This window comes from Vibrio porteresiae DSM 19223 (assembly GCF_024347055.1).
GTDB classification, from domain to species: Bacteria; Pseudomonadota; Gammaproteobacteria; order Enterobacterales; family Vibrionaceae; genus Vibrio; species Vibrio porteresiae.
On the sequence record NZ_AP024896.1, the window covers coordinates 1,480,538 to 1,500,876 of the forward strand.

Sequence of the window (20,339 nt, forward strand, 5' to 3'; positions counted from 1 at the left end):
TATGTTCAACAGACAAATGCTCAAAACAAGGGGGAATAAAACGCATACGAACAATATGCACCTTGTTTCATTTGTGATAATCTCGTTACCATGATAGCGAGATTTATGGCTCAGCTAACTAAATGGTCAAATATTTCTTGCATCGCTAATAAACACAATTTATAACTAAACGTGATTAAACAAATTCCTTTTAATCAAATAATTATAACTACCTATCTAATTTTTGAATTTTTTATTATGAGGCATTCATCAATACAGAATTCAAACCAAAGCGTGAATAAATTGGAAAGTGGATCAACAGCTTTTTTTGGTCTTTACTTTATCTTTCAAGTCAACATGTGTGCTTTTAGCGCTTTATTTTCATTGTGCATACCGAAAAGGAGTATAGGTATTTTATGACTTTTTCTGTCATTCAAGTGGTTCCCTCGCAAGCGAAATCTATCGCCCCATTGTTTAATGAATATCGCGTTTTTCACCAACAGGAAAGTGATCTTTCCCAAGCAGAGCAATATCTTACTGCTCGTTTAATGAAACAAGAATCCATCCTTTTTGTCGCAACAACCCCAACTAAAGAACCACTCGGTTTTGTTCAGCTTTACCCCACTTACTCGTCAATTACTGCCGGGCGTATACTTTTATTAAGTGACCTTTTTGTGAGCCCGAAAGCGAGACGACAAGGAGTGGCGACTGCGCTGTTACAGCGTATTAAAGATCATGCTGCCGATGTTCATGCGCAGCGTATCGTACTGATGTCCGATAAGTGTCGTTGCGCTGGTGTCCATGAGCTTTGCTCCAAACTCAATTACCAACCCAATAGTGAGCTTCTCTGCTTCAGTTCTGCGGTGGCCTAAGCTCTCACTCAATACAACAAAAAAGGGCCAAGGAAGACCTTGGCCCAAAAGATGTGAATCTTAAATAAAACAATACTCAAGCTAAAGTTAATTAAAAGGCAACATCCATACCTAACCAGTAGCGACGACCATCTTCGGTGTAGCCATAGGTGTCGTAGTCCACGGTTTTGTCAAATAGGTTGTACACAGCACCCTTCACTTTCACGTTATCAGCCAATTGATAAGTGATACCTGCATCAAAGAAGGTATAAGAAGGCACTGGAGTAGCGCCGCTATCAGCACGTTCTACACCGTGGTAGGTGTATTTCAACCAGCTGTCCAGTTTCTCGGTCGCACGCCAAGTCACATCTGAAGAAACTAAGTGTTTAGGTAAGTTTTCTAGAGGATTACCTTTGTTATCACCGGTTTTCTGGCGAGAGTAGGTATAGGTGTAACTGGTTTTAAAATCGATCGTGTCAGTCACTGGCGTATCAAATGACGCTTCAACGCCACGAGTCACGGCTTTATCAACGTTCACGTTACGTTTGTTGGTATTACCCCAAGAGTTGGTCAAGGTATCACAGGTCGATGCCGTACAACTTGTGGTGGTGATCATGTCTTTAAAATCGTTATTAAACAGACCCAACTCTGCATGTAGCCCCTGCTCACTACGATAAGCCAGATTAATCTCTTCAGTTACCGATTTTTCAGGTTTCAAGTCCGCTGTACCATAGCGGTTACCACCACGACTTGCCTGTACCCAACCCGGACTAGATTGACGAAGATCTGGCGCACGGAAACCGGTAGAAACGCCACCTTTTAATGTCCATGCATCATCGATATTCCACACCGAGTAAACACGTGGGCTAAAGTGAGAACCGTAACGTTGGTCATGTTGGTAACGAATACCGCCAGTTAACGCCAGAGGATCCAGTACGCGCCATTCGTCTTCAACAAACAACGCAAAGTCGGTATTGGACAAATGGGTAATCGTCCCGCCGGTATTGGTTGTCGTATCATCCATACTCTCATGTTGAGCTTGCACACCCATGGAGAGGGTATTGGTTGCAAACGGCATGACGACAGTAGTTTTGTATTCGGTGTTATTTAATGTGATATCACGCGAATAGCTGTAAGAGCGCTCATACTGTACGTATGAGTTTTCCTTCGCATTGTCTCCCCACGTTCCTTGGTGAGAAAGCGCAGCGGTCTTACGGCTATATTTTGCTTCGGTGTAATCGGATGACAACGCATAAGCGCTGGTAGATTCATAAGATTTATCAGCATTGGAACGGCTATCTTGCTCGTTGATACCGGCATCCAAACTAAATTGATGATTATCACTCAGTTGATAAGTCAGCTTAGTATTAATACTGCGCATGTCATTTTCAGCGTAGCCGTTGATAATATTATCTTCATCACGGTGTTGGTTTTGGCCATAAACTTGTAGAGAAAGAGAGTCAGTCAAAGGGCCCGTTACAAAGAAATTGCCATTTTGCTCATCGCCAGAGTCACGATCTTCTTGCAAAACAGTGCTCAATGAGATCTTACCCGTCCAATGTTGGTGACTCTTACTTGTAATCACGTTGATCACACCACCAATCGCGTCAGAACCATAGAGTGTCGACATTGGGCCTTTAATGACTTCGATACGTTCAATCGCTTCCAGCGGTGGTAGCCAGCCATCTTCAACGCCTGGGCCATCACTGTTAGGACGAGTTTGACGAGTTGACACTCGTTTACCATCGACCAGTATCAGCGTGTAAGCAGAGCCCATGCCGCGAATAGAGATATCTTTCGCATCACCACCGCCAGTCACCACAACGCCCGGAACACTAGACAATGCATCGGCGATGTCACGATAGTAACGAGATTCCAGCTCTTCACGAGTAATTACCGTCACGCTAGCCGACGCGTTTTGCACCTTTTGGTCATAACCCGCCGCAGTCACGACCATGGTTTCTGTGGTGTCATCACTACTCGTTGAATCTTGTGCGTAAGCACTTGGCATCGCACCCAGAACCGCTAGAGCCACTGCTGAAAGAACGGGCTTGGAAGAAGCAAACATAATTTTCTTTCCCTTAAATGATAATAGTTATTAGTTGCATTAAAATTATCTAGATTTACAATGTCCTGCATAGGGTTCATTTCATGGAAACTGTGTTCCATCGCTGGAACACAGTGGATTTAACAAGGGGAAACAAGTGCAAGATTTAGCGTCCATAAAGGCTTTTTATGCACTCTGTGAGAAGAAAAGCCTGACGGCGGCGGCCAAACATTTAAAGCAGCCAAAGTCCACGATTAGCCGTCGTTTGGTCTCTTTAGAGAATGAAGTGGGTCAATCACTGATGATTCGTAAAGGTAATCGTCTGGCGATTACTCAGGCAGGTGAAGTCTTCCATCAGTATTGTAAAAAAATGTTAGCCTTAACTGAGGAAAGCATTGATGCGATGCAGAAAGTGAGCAATGAAATCAGTGGCGAGTTAACCATTGTGGTTCATACCAACCTAGTTCGGGGATGGTTTAACAAATTGATTAATCGCTATTTAGATGAAAACCCTAACCTGAGTATTAACATCGTTAGCCAATATCAAGCGGCTTACCAACAACTCGAACCCGATTTGATCATCTGGCTTGGCGATCTTCCAGAACTAAACTGGCGCCAAGACACCATTGGTTATTGGTGTTATTCCGTGTTTGCTTCTCAAGGCTACTTAGACAAAAACGGTGCTCTCACTCACCCTAACGATATTCACCAACACCAATGGTTACACTATGCGGCGGCAGAACTGGAAAACATTGAGCTTTCTAATTCACAGGGCGAAACCTTTCAGGTGGAACGCTTTCCGAGCCGCTTTCACAGTGACAATATCACCTTACAGTTAGATAGCATCACCTCTGGACGAGGCATAGGACTGCTTCCTGTGGGGGTTTATCATAAGTTTAATGAGATGCATCATGGCAAACTGGTGGCTTGCCTACCCGACTGGCATAGCGATCCACGCCCCATCATCTGCTACACCCCGCGCGATAAACAACAAGTGAAAGCGCACACACTCGTCAACCGGATGCGAGAAACACGTCCAAAGCATTGGAATCAGCGTCTTTCCTGAACAACGTTGTTATTCCAGTGCTGAGTTATCCCCATCGATAGGCAGCAGGATTTTGACTAAAAAATCCTGCTTATCACGTTCCATGGTTGGACCGCTCACCTGCTGAATATACACATACTCACCAATCTCATAGTTCCATTGGCGCGCTAATTCAATAAGATATGCCACTTGCGGGTTACTCTCCATACTGCCCGCACAGTACATCGACAAATACCTTCCCGCGTCAATCTCATAAGGGTGCATCAGTTGCAATTTGGGCTGACAGGCGTACATCGCCACCACCGGATAGTCCGTTTGCTGAACTTGCGCTGTTGGCACTCGTAAACCATGAATGTTGAGATGTGACCAAGAGTAATCGCCGACTTTGTGGTGAATGGTGCTAAATAGGTCAACAATATTCCCTTCTGATTGCTCAACTAGCCCAACCTTAACCACCTCACGTAATTCGCAAAATGGCTGATTGAGATTGTTACGCACCTGCGCTAGCTCCTCTAAACGAACAATGCTTTCACCCAAGCGATCATAAACACGATTGAGCTGAGTAATCTCTTTGCGCAGTGCCGCGCGATTCACTTTAAGCTTAGCGACCGTATTTTCCGAGAGATGTTCTTGCAACATCACCGCAATTTCGGCATTGGTAAAACGTGCCTTTTGCAACAAGATGATCACCTGTGCCTGCGCCACTTGCGCTAGAGAATACTGTCGATAGCCATTCTCGCTACGAATCGGGACTAGGAGATCAATCTTGTCGAAAAAACGCAACGTATGCGATGAAATCCCAGTAATCTTCTCAAACTCTTTAATGGTGAAGTGATTGGCCACGCTCAAACTATCCTATCGCAAAAACCGCTTTACCTTAGAGTATCTCTAACCTTTACGCTATGCATCTGTTCTTTTATGCAAACCCATTTTCATGCAAACCCAGTAGTTGGGTAGCAATGTTATAAACGAGAGACATCGTAATGAAGAGATCGATTCTAGTCCTGCTCTCCTGTTCTATCGCTTTATTAGCAGGCTGCAGTGACCTAATTGCAAAATCAGCCCCAGTAGAATCCCATCCAAGCTCATTAGCTTTGGTGAACCCAATTACCGATTGCCAAGCGTTAACCCAAGTGGATTTGACGGCTATCGGCGGTAAAGGAAGCCAAATCCAATCGGCTAAACAAGTGGTCAATCAACAAGGTGCCACCGTATGTGAAGTGCACGGCATGCTTGCTCCAACCATAGGTTTTACCGTACAAATGCCCACTCAGAATTGGGGACAACGCTTCATGCAACTTGGCTGCGGTGGCTTATGTGGCCGTATTGACCTACGCGTAGGCGCAGCCGATCAATGCCCTATGGTACAAAATTCGTCAATGGTACTGGCAGCCTCCGATATGGGCCACCAAGGACCTACCAGTGATTTTGGCGACATCGCGCAAAAACGTATCGACTTTGCGTATCGTTCGGTACACGTCACCGCTCTTGCAACAAAAGCACTGATAAAAGCCTATTACGGACAAGCCGAAAAATTTGCCTATTTTAATGGCTGTTCAGACGGCGGACGTGAAGCTCTGATGGAAGCACAGCGCTTCCCTACCGACTTTAACGGTATTATCGCTGGTGCGCCTGCGATGAACTTTTCGGTGCAAAACTCAATGCATCACGGTTGGTTAGCCTTGGCAAACTCCGACAAGAACGGTCAACCTATTTTGCGAGCAGAACAGATGCCTATTTTGCATCAAGCCGTGCTCGATCAATGTGATGCGCTTGATGGTCAAACCGATGGTTTGCTACGCGACCCTCGTCAATGCCACTTCAATCCACAAGTTCTCCTGTGTAAAGTAGGCCAAACCCAAGGGTGTTTGAGCCAAGCACAAATCGATGCGGCGAAGAAAATTTATGCGGGCCCACATGATGCAAAAACAGGAGAAGCACTTGCTCTCGGAGCACCTCTTCCCGGCTCTGAATTAGCATGGATTGGTGTTTTCGTACCACAAGATGGTTCAAACCAAATTTTCAGCAAAATGATTGCTGAAGGCGCTCTGCAAAAAGTGCTGTTTACTCATAACCCAGACCACTTTACTTTATCTGATCTGCATTTTGACTCTGCCACTTTCGACCAACTGCGTCCATTGTATGGTCTATACAGTGCGGTTGATCCTAACCTACGTGCGTTCAAACAACATGGCGGCAAATTGATTCTGTGGCATGGTTGGTCTGATCAACATATCTCTCCTATCAACAGTATTGCTTACTTTGAAGCAGTGAAAGCGGAAATGGGTGAAGCACAAATGGAGCAATTCATGAACTTCTACCTCATTCCTGGCATGTATCACTGCTTTGGCGGCGATGGTCCAAGTTCATTTGATCTGCTCACTCCGCTGATGAGCTGGGTTGAACAAGGTCAGAAACCTAATGCGATTGTGGCTAATCAGATGAACAAGGTTCAAGCTGACGGAGCAGGAGCACCACAAAAATCGCAAAGTAAGAAAATGCCTATCAAGCCACAAAATGTGAGTATCGTGCGCTCTCGTCCTGTCTATCCATTCCCATATGTTGCTCAATACAACGGTAATGGCGATGAAAATCAGGCAAGCAACTACCATGCGGTTAAAGGGGAAGAAGGTACGGCAGATTACTCGTGGATGGGTCAGGAATATTATCAACCTGGCAAACAGCTCACTTGCCAAGTAGTCAATAACCAACTGCAATGCCAACCAAGGCAAGAAACTGGGCTATAACATCGAGAAGAGATCATCATGTGACGGTCTCTTTACTATTTTCCCCGTTATAAAATTGGGCGAGTTTCAACTCGCCCTTGCAAATTCAAACAAAAAATTATAAATATACTCAACTTCGATAAATATGAATTATTAACCATGTTAAATCCAATTTGGATGCGCACCTTCATCACCTTGATTGAAACTGGGCATTTTACGCAAACCGCTGAACGGTTGAACATGACTCAACCGGGTGTCAGCCAACATATCAAAAAGCTTGAAGAAGCCTGTGGTCACCCTTTGTTAGTGCGTGACAAAAAGCGCTTTGAAACCACGCCACAAGGGCGCGTTTTATATCAATACGCGCTGGAACAAGCTGAAGGTGAAAAACGCCTGTTGGATCATCTAAGTAATGACAAGGCTGATCAGGGAGAATGTCGAGTGGCCTGCTCAGGCACTCTGGCACTGCAGATCTATCCAGAGCTTTTGCAATTTCAAAAAGATCACCCCAAGCTTTCGATTCATTTGGAAGCCGCGCCGAGCCAACGCATTCTGGCGCAAATTCTCTCTGACGACATTGAACTGGGTATCGTGGTTGAAGAGCCAAACCCGATTCAATTTGAATCTCGCCCGCTCACGCCAGAACCTTTGGTGTTGATTTTACCCCGTGATGCGCACATGGAAAATCGTTCATTAAACGAGGTGCTTAACGAATTAGGACTAATCCATCATCCTGATTTAAAACACTATCTTGCGCAGTTTGTGACTAACGTGACCACCAGAGAATCGCAGTATATTCGCTTAGACCAAATTCCTTCGCGAGGCTACATCAACCAAATTCACCAAATTCTCTTGCCCGTTGCCAACGGGATTGGTTGTACCGTGTTGCCAAAACGTGCTCTCACGCTTTTCCCTCTGCGTGACCAACTCGTTGAGTTCCACACCAAACAACCCGTTAACGAACCTCTTTATTTGGTGAAAAAACGCCATCGTCCATTGGCGACTCGCTATGAAACCATCGCCAAATTGATTGAAGATATTTTGAACCGTTCTGAATAGCACTCATCAACACCGCAAAAGCGCGGTGAAATAGCGTCTAACGGGCTTGGAAACAGAGTAACAGCTGTTCACGTAACCACCTGCGCAATGGGTCTTCATCGGTGCGTTGATGCCATACCAAATAGAGCGAAATGGGTGGTACGTTAAAGGGCAAAGGGTGTATTTCCAATAGATTAGGATAATGACCCAAGGCCAACCTGGCTTGTCTTGCGGTGGTGGTGACCAGTGTGGTCGGGTTTTCCAGCAAAATCTGATTTCGTGCTTGGTTATTACTTAATCCAATCACTGAATGACGCGCCATGTTGAGCGCTTTTAACGCGTCGTCAACATCACTGAGTAAGCCACCATCGGGGGTGATGACCAAATGATCACACGCCAGATAGCGCTCTAGAGTGAGGCTAGGTTTAACCAGTGAATTGGCGCTAGAAACCAGAGCGACATAGGGCTCCTCGCCCAAGGTTTGCTGCACATACCCTTCTTGTATCTGATTCACATCACGGCACACTGCAATATCACAACTGCCTTGGCGTAGCTTTTCATACAGCACTTCACCGCGACTTTGCAAGGTTAACAAGCGCACATTAGGCGCGCGCTCTCGCACTCGGCGAAACAGAGGAGGTAAAACATCGACTTCCACGCTTTCTGGCAGAGCGATACGAATTTCATCTTCACGTTGCAAAAAATCCGGCTCGCTGTGTAACGCATAAAAACGCTCTAAAGTTGGCAGCAGTTGTGCAATTTGCTCAGCGAGTTGATTAGCTTTGGGCGTGGGTGTCAATCCGCGCGCGGTTTTGACAAACAGTGGATCGCCCCACTCATGGCGCAGTTTATTGAGCTTATGACTTAATGCAGGTTGACTGACATTCAGCAATTGCGCTGCTCGTGAGGCATTACGTTCTTGATAAAGAAGATGAAACGTCAGTAATAAATTCAGATCGCGATTAAGAATATTCATGATTGTTAGAGAGTCAGCAAAAGCGAGTGCTAGTGTAACGAAAAAGCCAACAACGAGCGCCTTTGTTTTCCCTAAACGAGGTGTTTATCTCGTTTAGGGAGAAGATTATTGGCCTTAAAGCAGTTTGCGTTGGTAATCATCTGCGTACATGACAAAGGTATTGGGTGAATCTTGACGGTAGATGCCCATCTTGAAATAAGGTCCATAGCAATCTTGATAGGCCGTTGGGCCAACATAGTTGACCACTTGTTGACCTTGAATCCAGACTTTAATGTACCCATCCGTAGACCAACTCCAATTCACTTCGACTTTAATCTGATACCACTGGTTTTTCTTAATAGGATCACTTCGATAGAGCACTTCGTGCAGCATGTCGGTACGGTTATCTTGATTCACCGCCACTGGGGAGGTTTGCACCTTGATCAAGAGCTGATCACCATGAACATCCAGCGCCAAATTGGGGCTACGACTCACTTCATCGAGATGCAAATCCGGCGTGGCATGCCATTGAGCAATCAAAGCTCGCACATCATCGTTTTGCCACTCATCGGGGAAAAACACCCGAAATTGATACTCAATCGGATGATGAAATGGCGCGCGATACTGCTCGTATAGCTCTGCTCTAGGGCGATTGACGGTGCGTGTCTGGAGCGTTTCACCTTGGCGCAGTTCAAAGCGGACTACGGAATTTTGCGCATCGGTCGGATCGCTGGAGAGATACAAAGCGCGCGAATTAGGAGACTGAATGAGCCAACCTTTGAGTGGCCATTGGCTGGGATCAAACGAAATTGAAGTGCTCGTTTCGCCTGGGAAATTGCGGGCAGGACATTGCGACAACTCTTCTGAGTTCGCCATCACACTTGCGCTGCTCAAAACAAAGCAACTGAGTAAGGTCAACTTGGCGGCCAATTTTGTCACGGTGAGCACTCCCCTTTTGCACTGATAATGGCGCTATCATAAGCAACAATCACGAGGCAAAGAGTGCGCTAGAGCGAGATTTGACGTTACATTACCAGTGCCTTATCACCAAGACACTGGTAGCGCCAGATTCTCGCGTTAAGTCGGCAAACTCAATTACTGATACTGATGCACAAAGCGATGCAAAATCGTTCGAGGAACGTCGGCGGCTTTGAGGTCTGCGATGAGCTGTTCCACTGGCTGACCTTCAATAACTAACTTCTCATAATTGAGGTTAATCACGGCTTTCAGCAGGGCGGCGGTAAATTCAGGGTGAAATTGCGTCGACACGGCGGTCGGAGAATAACGAATGATCTGGTGTCCATCGCGCTCTGACGTTGCGAGTACTTGTGCGCTCGCTGGTACTTTTGTTACGCGCTGAGCGTGAGTTAAATAGGCTTCAAACTGAGTCGGTAATCCTTGCAACAACGGATCGCTTTCAGCCTCTTTAAGCAAAGTCACCGGCAAACAACCAATCTCTTTACGATCGGGGAAATAGGCCACTTCGCCACCTAACGCATAAGCCATTAATTGATGCCCATAGCAGACACCGAGCAACGGCGCATCACAAGCAACCGCTTTGCGAATCCAATCGGCAGTGCGCTCGCTCCAAGGTTCATGATCAGTTACCATGGCCCATGAGCCCGTAATGAGCGTCACGCGCGTTGGATCGGGTTCTGGTAGTGGTTCATTCAAATAAGGTCGCACGATCTCAACATCCGATGCTAATTTATCTAAAGCAAGATAAAACCAATCGCCCAAATCCAAAAATCGTTCTCGTATCGCCCTAGGGGCTGTCCCTGTTTCAATAATAAGCGGTTTACTACTCACGGCGAAATCCCTCTCTACATCCATCTAAAACTCGCTGTCATTAGCGAGTCAGTTCTAAGATAACGGTTATTCCCCTTACAGCACAATCCCTATCCTTATTTAATCGCATACTGCATGCTTGGTTGGCCGATTTTTTAACAGTAACCGGCAGTTAGCTTAATCAATAGTGCATTTTTTAACCGGACGTATCGTTAAATAATCTTGCTGGCTTTACAGTGTAAAACTGGGCTCGTTAGCAAAAAAATGCCCTAACGCATAGTGGAGCTATATGATTAGGGCGACGGGCCGTCAACCATGACGGAGAACATGATATAAGGTCCCCAAAAGCGAGAAGCTTAAGAAGGCGTTAACCTTCACTTGGCGAGAGTATCAAGCTCAGATAAATCCAGACTCTGTCTTGATAATTGTTTAAATCGAGGTGGCAAATTTCTCCGATTTTATTTAAGCGATAACGCAGTGAATTACGATGAATAAAAAGCTTTTCCGCGGTCTTAGCGCTGTCGAGATTATTCTCAAACCAGCTCAACAACGTTTTCTTCAATACTGGGTCCATCTCTTCAACACGACGAATCGGTTCAAAAAGGAGCTGTTGTTGCCAGTGTTTACGTTCGTTATCCAATATCGCAGGAAGCGTGACCTGATCAAATTCAAAATACTTCTGATTTTTAAGCAGTTTCTTACCACTATTTAGTGCAGCTAACGCACTTTGGTAGGAAGCAAATAGCTCACGAGGGTCAGAGTAAAACTTGCCTAACGCGCCGTATAATTTGAAGTTAATTTCTCCGTCGATATAGCGGCGTAGCTGATTCCATTCACTTTGACTGCTTGAGTATTTAAGTAATATCAGTAAGCGATTTTTGGTGAGCTCTACTGACAGTAACTCTTTTTTCCAGCGCTTTAACGCATTGTTCAATTCCGCCAGTTGCTCACTGCTATTGGCTTCTAACAGACACACCACGTAATTGGCGTACAGATCGATTTTCAAGGGGATCGCTTGTGATTCAATCATCTCAAAATCCGCTTTTTGATCAATCCACTGGAGCAACAGATCCTTTTTGCGTTGATCTTTCCAATGACTCTGCTCAACGACATATTCGTGTTCTACTGTCATCTCGGCCGCCATTTTCACCAATTCACCTAAATGGCGAATGTCATTGGGCGGTCCAGAAATACCAATCACACCAATAATGGTATTTTTAAAGCGGATCGGTAAGTTCACGCCAGGCTGTGTGCCACGCATGTTTTGCGCACTCACGTCATCGATCTCGACGGTGGTTCTCTGGCTCAATGCCACCACGGCCCCGCTGTGTTTTTGATACTTACGCGCCGGGTTTGTTGACGCGATGATCAATCCATCCGCATCCATGACATTGATGGGATATTGGATAACTCGACGCGCGTGATACACAATTTGCTCAGCAATTTCGGTATTCAATTCCATAGGTCACCTCATCTGCAATCACTACATGCAGAACAATGGATAGATATCTATACCTAAATAACCTGGTGATAAGGGATTAAAGTTATTTAGGTATAAAGGGAACGACTCTCAAACAGGGAAAAAAAGCCACCTCGGATCAACGGTGGCAAAGCAAGTAGTACGGCTTTATTCCCGATAAGACCAATCACAGCGTGATGCGCTCAGTGGATAAGCGACTACAGCCACACCTCACTGCGATTGGTATAAAGCCTATTATTATTTTGGCTTGATTAGTCTCTGACTAAACAAGGTTTTTTAGGATCAAATTTCCAGCCAGGAATCAGGTATTGCATGCCGATAGAGTCGTCACGTGCACCTAGGCAGTTATCCATATACAGTTTGTTTGCTTGTTCGACTTTTTCCCAATCCAGTTTGATACCAAGTCCTGGTGCTGTTGGTACCGCAATTTTACCGTCTTTGATTTCAAACGGAGCGGTAGTTAGACGTTGGTTACCTTCTTGCCAAATCCAGTGTGTATCGATTGCAGTGATATGGCCTGGAGCGGCAGCAGCAACGTGAGTAAACATCGCTAGAGAAATATCGAAGTGGTTATTTGAGTGAGAACCCCAAGTGTAACCAAACTCATGACACATTTGCGCAACGCGAACAGAGCCTTCCATTGTCCAGAAGTGTGGGTCTGCTAATGGAATATCGACAGATTGTAGGCTCAAAGAGTGGCCCATTTGACGCCAGTCGGTGGCGATCATGTTGGTTGCGGTTGGCAAACCAGTACGACGGCGGAATTCAGAAAGAATTTCACGACCAGACAAGCCATTTTCTGCGCCGCATGGGTCTTCTGCGTAAGCGAGCGTATCTTTTAGGTAGATACCCAATTCAACCGCTTCTTCCAAAGACCAAGCACCGTTTGGATCGAGAGTTACGCGAGCATCAGGGAAAGCTTCTTTAATCGCTTTTACTGCTTCCGCTTCTTCTTTGCCAGCTAACACACCGCCTTTCAATTTGAAGTCATGGAAACCGTAACGGTCGTGACTAGCGCGTGCCAATTGAGCAACAGAGGCTGGAGTCATCGCTTTTTGGTGACGAATGCGGTACCACTCGCAAGTTTCATCGTCTTGATTTTGGTAAGGCAGGTCAGTTTTATCTTTATCACCGACGAAGAACAGGTAACCCAACACTTCAACCGCATCACGTTGTTGGCCATCACCCAGCAGTGAAGCAACGTTCAAACCTAGGTGTTTACCCAGCAAATCAAGGAATGCAGCTTCAATGGCGGTAATCACGTGTACCGTCGTACGAAGGTCAAACGTCTGTAGACCACGACCAGAGCTGTCGCGATCGTTGAATTTATTTTTTACTGCGGTTTTAACGTTTTTATACTCACCAACAGAACGACCCAAGATCAGTTCACGTGCATCTTCTAGAGTTTGGCGAATTTTTTCGCCTCCAGGGACTTCACCTAAACCTTCGTTACCAGCACTGTCTTTCAGTACAACGATATTACGAGTGAAGAACGGTGCGTGAGCGCCACTTAGGTTTAACAACATACTGTCGCGACCAGCAACAGGAATAACATGCATTTCAGTAATAGTAGGTACAGACATAATTCTTTCCTTTAATCTTTGCCAATTGAAAGTAAATTTTGAAAGTAAATTCGTTTTAAATCAGAGAGTAGATAATCAGTGCCACAAAGAACCCGGTGAACCCGACAATGGTGTCGGTAACGGTCCACGTCTGCAGGGTTTGCTTTTCAGTCAAATTCAGATAACGGTTGGCTAACCAGAAGCCGGAGTCGTTAACATGGGAGAGCAATTTCGCACCACCGCCGATAGCGATAGTCACTACTGCCAATTCAGCGCCACTTAAGTGCATTGGTTCGAGCATAGGTTGAATCAAACCAACCGCAGTGAGCATGGCAACCGTTGCTGACCCTTGAATCACACGGACAAATCCAGCGAAAAGAAACGCAAGTACCACGACAGAGAGGTCATACTGAGCGAGGAAGGAACCAACCGCTTGACCCACACCAGAATCCACTAGCACTTGTTTAAATACACCACCAGCACCTGTAACAAGGATAATGACACCTGCTGGTTGCAGTGCAGAACTACAGATATCCATCACTTCTTGTTTGGTTAAACCGCGACGAATACCCAACATGTAGAACGCCATGAAACAGGCAACCAAGATGGCGGTAAATGGGTGACCGATGAACTCAAACCATGAATAAAGCGAAGAGCTTTTATCGATGATGTGCAGCGCGATGGATTTCACGCCAATCAGGATAAGTGGCAGCAAAATCAAGCCCAGAGCCAAACCAAATGTTGGTGGCATTGGTTGATCAGATGCGCACTCACCAGCGCACTCTTTACCTTTTAATTCAGGCAGAGGCATTTGTACACGTTTAGCAATCCAGTTGCCGTACACTGGGCCACCAAGAATCATGGCAGGAACTGCAGCGAGGATGCCAAAAGGAATCACATAACCAAAATCAGCGCCTAATTGCGAAGCCACGAGAATTGGACCAGCGGTTGGAATCAGGTACGCTTGGCATGAAGCAATCCCTGCAAGGAGCGCACAACCGTTCGCAGTGACAGTACCACCACCACGACGAGCCGTTGCGAACACCAAGCCAATCAGCAGCACCACGGCCACATCAAAGAACAGAGGCAGAGCACAAATTAAGCCCGTTAAGCCAACGGCCCACGGGGTATATTTCGCCCCAACTTTACGAACCAATGTTTGGCCAATCACATCCAAAGCACCAGTTTGCTCCATTACCTTACCGAACATAGAGCCAAGAGAAACAACCACCGCGATAAAACCTAAGGTACCCGCCATACCTTGTTGGATGGTTTTATTGATATCTGCAGGAGACATGCCTGTTGCAATCCCTGCCACCATAGAAACTAAGATCAGAGCGATAACAGCGTGTAAACGCGCTTTCATCACCAAAAAAAGTAAAAGTATGATCGAACCGACAGCGGTCCAGATAAGATACATATCTGACATAATACTGTTCCACGTTAGTTATAGGGTTTAGTTACTTCACTAGAGCTGCGCTTTTAATTACTAACGCTATGTTTTTACTTGTATTAATTAAGTTTTCTTCACAGTTCTTGAACGCCTCTGCTAAAGTCATCGGCTTATTCAATATGGAAAAAACGGCATTCACCCCTTGCTGGTAAACTTCATCAAGATCGTGAGCCACGCTGCCTGCAATCCCAATGACAGGAACGCTGTACTCAAACGCCAAATTGCCCACACCACAAGGCACTTTGCCACGAGCACTTTGGCTATCGATCCGGCCTTCGCCAGTCAGCACCAAATCGGCATCTTTGATTTGAGAACGCAGACCAACAAGATCACTGATGATGTCAAAGCCATTACGCAGTTCTGCTTGGCAGAACACCGCTAATCCAGCACCTAAACCGCCAGCCGCTCCTCCCCCACGAATGCTGGGCGCATCTAGGTTGAGGTCTTTCTCAATCACATTGGCAAACTGACGTAAGCAGTCATCAAACTGTTGCAGTTGATCGGGTTGAACCCCTTTTTGTGGGCCAAAAATATAGGTTGCCCCTTGAGGTCCTAAAAGGCGGTTATCCACATCACAGGCCACTTCAAAGGCCACTTGTTTAATGCGGGCATCAAAACGACTCAAATCAATATGAGCTAAGTCAGCTAGGGCTAAGCAGCCAACAGGTAACTCTTGGTTTTGTTGATTTAAAAGTTGGGCACCCAGCGCTTGAACCATACCTGCACCGGCATCATTTGTGGCACTACCACCAATGAACAGCACAATATGTTCAACCCCTTTGTTCAACGCATCGGCGATGGTTTGGCCGACACCATAAGTGGTTGCACGCCCTGGGGCACGTTGCTCTGGAGTCGTTTGTTCAATGCCACAAATCTTAGCGATTTCGATAAGGGCTGTTTTACCGTCAGCTTCAAGGAAATAGCTCGCTGGGCGGTCATTAAAGTAAGCATCTTTTACCGTCAAGGTCACTTCTTGACCTTGCAAAGACGCTTTGATTGCATCGAGAGAACCTTCGCCACCATCGGCCATCGGCACTCGAACATATTCTGCAGTAGGAAATACCTGTCTAAAGCCACTTTCAATGTGCTGCGCAACATGCTCAGCAGACATGCTCTCTTTGTAAGAGTCGGGCGCAATAACAATTTTCATACGTCGTCCTTTATGAGAGGTAGTGGCCGTAATGACAGCCACTACAAAGGCCAATTAGTCAGCGATTTTTGTGTTAGTGAGTTTTTCGTAGTAGAGAGCCAAAGCATCGTGGTCACAACCACCATGGCCATCTTCGCGAAGGCTATACATCATTTCCAACACTTGGCTGGTCAATGGAAGTTGAGAACCAACCCCATGAGAAGTGTCCATAGCATTAGTTAAGTCTTTGATGTGTAAGTCGATACGGAAACCAGGTTCAAAGTTACGAGCCAATACCATTGGTGCTTTTGCATCCAACACGGTAGAGCCAGCTAGACCGCCGCGGATAGCTTGGTACACGCTACGAGGATCAACGCCTGCTTTTTTCGCTAAAGTCAGTGCTTCACTCATTGCTGCGATGTTCAAAGCAACAATCACTTGGTTAGCCAACTTAGTCACGTTACCAGCACCCACTTCACCGACATAAGTCACAGAAGAGGCCATTGCACTGATCACGGATTGGTATTTATCAAACAGCGCTTTGTCGCCACCTACCATCACAGCAAGAGTGCCGTCAACTGCTTTAGGTTCGCCGCCAGACACTGGGGAATCGAGGTAGTTAACACCAAATTTTGCCAACTCATAAGAGATTTCACGGCTAGCAAGAGGAGCAATAGAACTCATATCAATCACGGTAGCGCCTTTTTCAGCACCTTCTACCGCACCACCTTCACCAAGCAAAGCCGCTTTTACGTGAGGTGAGTTTGGTAACATAGTCACGATCACTTCGTTACCTTTAGCTGCATCTTTTGATGATTCAGCGCCAGTTGCACCAGCGTTGACAAGTTCATTGATAGCGTCTGCATTGTTGTCGAATACAGTCAGTTCGTGACCTGCTTTAAGCAGATTTTTTGCCATAGGTTTACCCATGATACCTAGGCCGATAAATGCGATTTTCATGAATCCTCCTTATAGGAACTTCTCTTTGAGTTGAACAGCGGCTGACTTGAAGATACCGATATCACTACCTACCGCTACGAAATTGGCACCTAATTCAAGGTAACGGTTAGCATCTTCTTGTTTAGGGGCAAGAATGCCGCAGCTTTTGCCTGCTTTTTTAGCGGCATCAATAACATGACAAATACTGTCAAACACTTCTGGGTGGGCTGCATTGCCTAGATGGCCAAGTGAAGCAGCTAAGTCTGATGGGCCAACAAAGACTGCATCAATGCCATCAACAGAAAGAATCTGTTCAACATTTTCTAACGCGGTACGGTCTTCGATTTGCACAACTACAGAGATGTTGTCATTGATTTTTTGTTGGTAATCAGACTGGAATCCCCAGTTATTGGAGCGGTGCGCTACACTGACACCACGCACGCCTGCTGATGGATAACGTGTATAGCTCACCGCATTTTCTGCTTCTTCTTTCGTGCAAACGAAAGGAATGAGGAAATTATAAAAACCGATATCGAGCAGGCGTTTAATTTCAACTTTATCGTTGCAAGTTGGGCGAATAAAAGGAGCAGAGTCGCTGTCTTTCAGTGCCATCAACTGATGAATAAGAGAGTTGATATCATTAGGCGCATGTTCACTATCAATCAATAGCCAATCAAAGCCAACTTGACCCAGTAGCTCAGTCGTCAGCGGGTTAGTCATCGCTGCCCAGCAGCCGATCATTCGTTCACAGTTTTTCAGTTTCTGTCTTGCTTGATTTGGAAATATATTTTTCATGACGCACCTTGATAGTCGATTACGATGGGGAAATTAAACCACCCTCGACCACCCAGCACATTAGGCAGTACTACAAATCTCAACGTTGTTTTTTTAATCACCTTAGTGCAGATGCACAAATGACATGTGATCTAAGTCGTTAAAACCTATAGAAATGTGTGCCAATTCACAAAATGAGGAGGGTGAACTAAATCGCTAAAGAGGGAGAATTTGTACGGGTGAACAAAAGTGCTCATGACTTCGTTTGAATATTCGCTCCATTTGAGTGTCATTTGTGGCACACTGACAAGACCGACATTTTTAAGGGACTAAAATGGTTATTCTTTATTACTCTGAGCCTAAGCGTGGAGCTCATTGGCAACAGCAAATCAAAGCGGCATTTCCTAATATTGAATTTAGGCTTTGGCCTGATCATGGCGATTTAAACGAGATTACTGCTTTGGTGGTATGGCAGCTCAAACCAGAATTGCTTGCTCAGCTTCCTAATTTGGAAGTGATTTTTACAGTTTCTGCTGGGGTGGATCAAATCCCAACTGAGTATGTACCCAAAAACGTTACTCTGGTCAGAATGATCAATACCGATTTGGAGCAGCAGCTAACTGAGTACGCTTGCATGGGGGTATTGAATATCTACCGTGGCCTACCTCTGTTTAATGCTCAGCAGCGAAATCATCTCTGGAAGCCGTGGTATTGCAAACCAGCGAACCAATTTAATGTCGGTGTGATGGGGCTAGGACAACAAGGGAAAGCCGTTCTACGCGGACTGCAACAGTTCCACTTTAACTGTAAAGGCTGGGCTCGCAGTCAGCACAACATAGAAGGTGTGGACTGCTTTGCTGGAGCGAAAGAGTTAAACACTTTTTTGAGTGACTTAGATGTACTGATTTGCTTGCTGCCTCTCACCGCAGAAACCAAAGGTATTTTAAACCAAGATATCTTTACGGATCTGCCACAGGGTGCATCTCTTATCAATATGGGCCGTGGCGAACATGTCAATGAAGAAGATCTTATTGAGGCATTAAACAGCGATCAACTCAGCTACGCGCTGCTCGATGTGGCTTGTGTTGAGCCCCTTCCTGAACAGCATACTTTCTGGTCGCATCCTAAAGTGCAACTTACTCCGCACATTGCTGGCATTACACGCCCAGAGGCTGGTTTTATCTCTCTCAAAGAGAATATTGAACGTTGGCAAAAGGGATTGCCACTGCTAGGCGTTGTGGACCTTAAGCAAGGTTATTAATTAAATAATAGCCCTCTGTTCAATTTGTTTACCAGAAAGCAGCAGTCATTCATACGACTGCTGCTTTTCTATTAGCTTGGTGACAAAACATTATTGGCAAATATCGTAAATAAATTGGGTCAGTACCTGCTCACAATCGTGCAGTTGGCTTAATGCGACAAACTCATCCGGCTTGTGCGCTTGTTCTATCGACCCCGGACCACACACCACAACGGGTGCGTTAAGCGCCTGAGAAAACAGCCCGCCCTCAGTGCCAAACGCAACGCGAATAAATTTTGCATCATCTGCCGACCATTTTTTAAGGCGCTGAATAGCATGGTGACTGGCATCGGTATTTAACCCTGGATAGCGGCTCATGCAGGTAAATTGAATCTCAGCTCGGCTAGCGGGTAACTCTGCACGCGCGGCCTCGACAATGTGCTGAGCTTGACTAAAAAGCGTGGTTAACTCTTTATCCAGATCATCTTGAGCTAAGTGACGGATTTCAAAATCGAACTGACAGGACTGCGGAACAATGTTGATGGCTTTACCGCCCTCTATTTTACCGACGTGTACAGTCGAATAAGGAATGTCGTACTCATCATCTCTTGCTCCACGCACTTTAAATTGTTGCTGCAGTTCTCTTAACTTGGCGATGAAATCGCAGGCCAGATAAATCGCATTGACCGAGAGCGGAGCTCGCGACGAATGGGCTTCTTCACCGCAGCAGTGCACGCGGTAAGCCGCTTTTCCTTTATGTCCCAATGCGATGCTCATCTCGGTGGGCTCACCAACAATGCACAATAACGGCTCAACCTTTAGATGCTGCAAATGCAACAGCATATCTTTGACACCCAGACAGCCAAGCTCTTCATCAAAACTGACCGCCAGATGTACCGGCCTCGCCAATGGCTTGTCAGCCAGAGATAACATTAGGTTAAGCGCGACCGCAATAAACCCTTTCATATCGCATGCACCGCGGCCAAAGAGCTTATCTTCCACAAGAGTGGCAGAGAAAGGATCAACACTCCAAGCCTGCCCTTCAACCGGCACCACGTCTGAATGTCCAGACAGCAAAATTCCGGGAACCATCGGGTCACCCACGGTGGCAAACAAAGCCGCTTTCGCCTGAACTGGATCTTGAATAACCTGCGCTTGAATGCCTTTTTCTTCCAATAAATGAGCAACATAGTGAATAAGATCCAGATTGGATTCGGAAGAAACCGTAGGAAAACGGATGAGCTGTTGCAGCAGTTCGACATTGTTCATTTAAGCAATTCTCTTGGCTGGTTGAGGACGAATAGGAGAGCATAAAGTGCTTGAATATCGCCGC

The 20,339-nt window shown here is 45.9% G+C and carries 17 protein-coding genes; 5 read left to right on the forward strand and 12 right to left on the reverse strand.

Going from position 1 to position 20,339, the window contains the following annotated elements:
* Positions 1 to 395: 395 nt before the first annotated feature.
* The gene (locus OCV11_RS23290; RefSeq protein ID WP_261896836.1) at positions 396 to 851 is read left to right on the forward strand and encodes a GNAT family N-acetyltransferase; all 456 of its coding nucleotides are present in this window, start codon (positions 396 to 398) and stop codon (positions 849 to 851) included.
* 91 nt (positions 852 to 942) lie between these two features.
* Here the strand turns inward: OCV11_RS23290 and OCV11_RS23295 are convergent, their stop codons facing one another.
* Positions 943 to 2,898, reverse strand: a complete 1,956-nt coding sequence (locus OCV11_RS23295) for a TonB-dependent receptor domain-containing protein (protein ID WP_444546124.1) — start codon at positions 2,896 to 2,898, stop codon at positions 943 to 945.
* Positions 2,899 to 3,034: 136 nt separating this feature from the next.
* Here OCV11_RS23295 and OCV11_RS23300 point away from each other — a divergent pair, with 136 nt between their 5' ends.
* Positions 3,035 to 3,943 (forward strand): LysR family transcriptional regulator, encoded by a 909-nt coding sequence (locus OCV11_RS23300; protein WP_261896837.1) that lies wholly within the window; start codon positions 3,035 to 3,037, stop codon positions 3,941 to 3,943.
* 9 nt (positions 3,944 to 3,952) lie between these two features.
* On the opposite strand, the gene OCV11_RS23305 is transcribed toward OCV11_RS23300, so the two are convergent.
* Positions 3,953 to 4,765 carry a MerR family transcriptional regulator gene (locus OCV11_RS23305; RefSeq protein WP_261896838.1) on the reverse strand — a complete coding sequence of 271 codons (813 nt, stop codon included), beginning with the start codon at positions 4,763 to 4,765 and terminating at the stop codon, positions 3,953 to 3,955.
* Between the two features lie 140 nt (positions 4,766 to 4,905).
* Between OCV11_RS23305 and OCV11_RS23310 the strand changes: the two genes are divergently transcribed.
* Positions 4,906 to 6,669 carry a tannase/feruloyl esterase family alpha/beta hydrolase gene (locus OCV11_RS23310; RefSeq protein ID WP_261896839.1) on the forward strand — a complete coding sequence of 588 codons (1,764 nt, stop codon included), beginning with the start codon at positions 4,906 to 4,908 and terminating at the stop codon, positions 6,667 to 6,669.
* A gap of 138 nt (positions 6,670 to 6,807) precedes the next feature.
* A complete protein-coding gene (locus OCV11_RS23315; RefSeq protein ID WP_261896840.1) occupies positions 6,808 to 7,707 on the forward strand; it encodes a LysR family transcriptional regulator in 900 nt (299 codons plus the stop codon).
* A gap of 37 nt (positions 7,708 to 7,744) precedes the next feature.
* On the opposite strand, the gene OCV11_RS23320 is transcribed toward OCV11_RS23315, so the two are convergent.
* The 9 genes from OCV11_RS23320 to garL form a co-directional block, all read right to left on the reverse strand.
* Entirely contained in the window at positions 7,745 to 8,662 is a 918-nt protein-coding gene (locus tag OCV11_RS23320) for a LysR family transcriptional regulator (protein ID WP_261896841.1), read from the reverse strand.
* Positions 8,663 to 8,776: 114 nt separating this feature from the next.
* On the reverse strand, positions 8,777 to 9,580 hold the full coding sequence (locus OCV11_RS23325; protein WP_261896842.1) for a polysaccharide lyase: 804 nt from the start codon (positions 9,578 to 9,580) through the stop codon (positions 8,777 to 8,779).
* A 156-nt stretch (positions 9,581 to 9,736) separates the two neighbouring features.
* Positions 9,737 to 10,450, reverse strand: a complete 714-nt coding sequence (locus tag OCV11_RS23330) for a glutamine amidotransferase (RefSeq protein ID WP_261896843.1) — start codon at positions 10,448 to 10,450, stop codon at positions 9,737 to 9,739.
* 346 nt (positions 10,451 to 10,796) lie between these two features.
* Positions 10,797 to 11,891, reverse strand: a complete 1,095-nt coding sequence (locus tag OCV11_RS23335; RefSeq protein WP_261896844.1) for a sugar diacid recognition domain-containing protein — start codon at positions 11,889 to 11,891, stop codon at positions 10,797 to 10,799.
* A 269-nt stretch (positions 11,892 to 12,160) separates the two neighbouring features.
* Positions 12,161 to 13,492 carry an enolase C-terminal domain-like protein gene (locus OCV11_RS23340; protein WP_261896845.1) on the reverse strand — a complete coding sequence of 444 codons (1,332 nt, stop codon included), beginning with the start codon at positions 13,490 to 13,492 and terminating at the stop codon, positions 12,161 to 12,163.
* A 55-nt stretch (positions 13,493 to 13,547) separates the two neighbouring features.
* Positions 13,548 to 14,900, reverse strand: coding sequence for a gluconate transporter (gntU, locus tag OCV11_RS23345; protein WP_261896846.1), 1,353 nt, complete (start codon positions 14,898 to 14,900; stop codon positions 13,548 to 13,550).
* A 31-nt stretch (positions 14,901 to 14,931) separates the two neighbouring features.
* Complete coding sequence (locus OCV11_RS23350; protein ID WP_261896847.1) at positions 14,932 to 16,074, reverse strand: glycerate kinase; 1,143 nt, start codon at positions 16,072 to 16,074, stop codon at positions 14,932 to 14,934.
* A gap of 54 nt (positions 16,075 to 16,128) precedes the next feature.
* On the reverse strand, positions 16,129 to 17,013 hold the full coding sequence (garR, locus tag OCV11_RS23355) for a 2-hydroxy-3-oxopropionate reductase (RefSeq protein WP_261896848.1): 885 nt from the start codon (positions 17,011 to 17,013) through the stop codon (positions 16,129 to 16,131).
* A gap of 9 nt (positions 17,014 to 17,022) precedes the next feature.
* On the reverse strand, positions 17,023 to 17,787 hold the full coding sequence (gene garL / locus OCV11_RS23360) for a 2-dehydro-3-deoxyglucarate aldolase (RefSeq protein ID WP_261896849.1): 765 nt from the start codon (positions 17,785 to 17,787) through the stop codon (positions 17,023 to 17,025).
* 313 nt (positions 17,788 to 18,100) lie between these two features.
* Between garL and OCV11_RS23365 the strand changes: the two genes are divergently transcribed.
* On the forward strand, positions 18,101 to 19,027 hold the full coding sequence (locus OCV11_RS23365; protein ID WP_261896850.1) for a 2-hydroxyacid dehydrogenase: 927 nt from the start codon (positions 18,101 to 18,103) through the stop codon (positions 19,025 to 19,027).
* A 90-nt stretch (positions 19,028 to 19,117) separates the two neighbouring features.
* Here OCV11_RS23365 and argE read toward each other — a convergent pair whose 3' ends face one another.
* Positions 19,118 to 20,275: an acetylornithine deacetylase gene (argE, locus tag OCV11_RS23370; protein WP_261896851.1), complete on the reverse strand. Its 1,158-nt coding sequence runs from the start codon at positions 20,273 to 20,275 to the stop codon at positions 19,118 to 19,120.
* Positions 20,276 to 20,339 lie beyond the last annotated feature (64 nt).

What these genes read in the sequence shown, in the direction of transcription:
- OCV11_RS23290 (WP_261896836.1), top strand. Translation starts at nt 396, where the DNA reads ATGACTTTTTCTGTCATTCAAGTGGTTCCCTCGCAAGCGAAATCTATC.
- OCV11_RS23295 (WP_444546124.1), bottom strand. Translation starts at nt 2,898, where the DNA reads ATGTTTGCTTCTTCCAAGCCCGTTCTTTCAGCAGTGGCTCTAGCGGTT.
- OCV11_RS23310 (WP_261896839.1), top strand. Translation starts at nt 4,906, where the DNA reads ATGAAGAGATCGATTCTAGTCCTGCTCTCCTGTTCTATCGCTTTATTA.
- OCV11_RS23315 (WP_261896840.1), top strand. Translation starts at nt 6,808, where the DNA reads ATGTTAAATCCAATTTGGATGCGCACCTTCATCACCTTGATTGAAACT.
- OCV11_RS23320 (WP_261896841.1), bottom strand. Translation starts at nt 8,662, where the DNA reads ATGAATATTCTTAATCGCGATCTGAATTTATTACTGACGTTTCATCTT.
- OCV11_RS23335 (WP_261896844.1), bottom strand. Translation starts at nt 11,891, where the DNA reads ATGGAATTGAATACCGAAATTGCTGAGCAAATTGTGTATCACGCGCGT.
- OCV11_RS23340 (WP_261896845.1), bottom strand. Translation starts at nt 13,492, where the DNA reads ATGTCTGTACCTACTATTACTGAAATGCATGTTATTCCTGTTGCTGGT.
- gntU (WP_261896846.1), bottom strand. Translation starts at nt 14,900, where the DNA reads ATGTCAGATATGTATCTTATCTGGACCGCTGTCGGTTCGATCATACTT.
- OCV11_RS23350 (WP_261896847.1), bottom strand. Translation starts at nt 16,074, where the DNA reads ATGAAAATTGTTATTGCGCCCGACTCTTACAAAGAGAGCATGTCTGCT.
- garR (WP_261896848.1), bottom strand. Translation starts at nt 17,013, where the DNA reads ATGAAAATCGCATTTATCGGCCTAGGTATCATGGGTAAACCTATGGCA.
- garL (WP_261896849.1), bottom strand. Translation starts at nt 17,787, where the DNA reads ATGAAAAATATATTTCCAAATCAAGCAAGACAGAAACTGAAAAACTGT.
- OCV11_RS23365 (WP_261896850.1), top strand. Translation starts at nt 18,101, where the DNA reads ATGGTTATTCTTTATTACTCTGAGCCTAAGCGTGGAGCTCATTGGCAA.
- argE (WP_261896851.1), bottom strand. Translation starts at nt 20,275, where the DNA reads ATGAACAATGTCGAACTGCTGCAACAGCTCATCCGTTTTCCTACGGTT.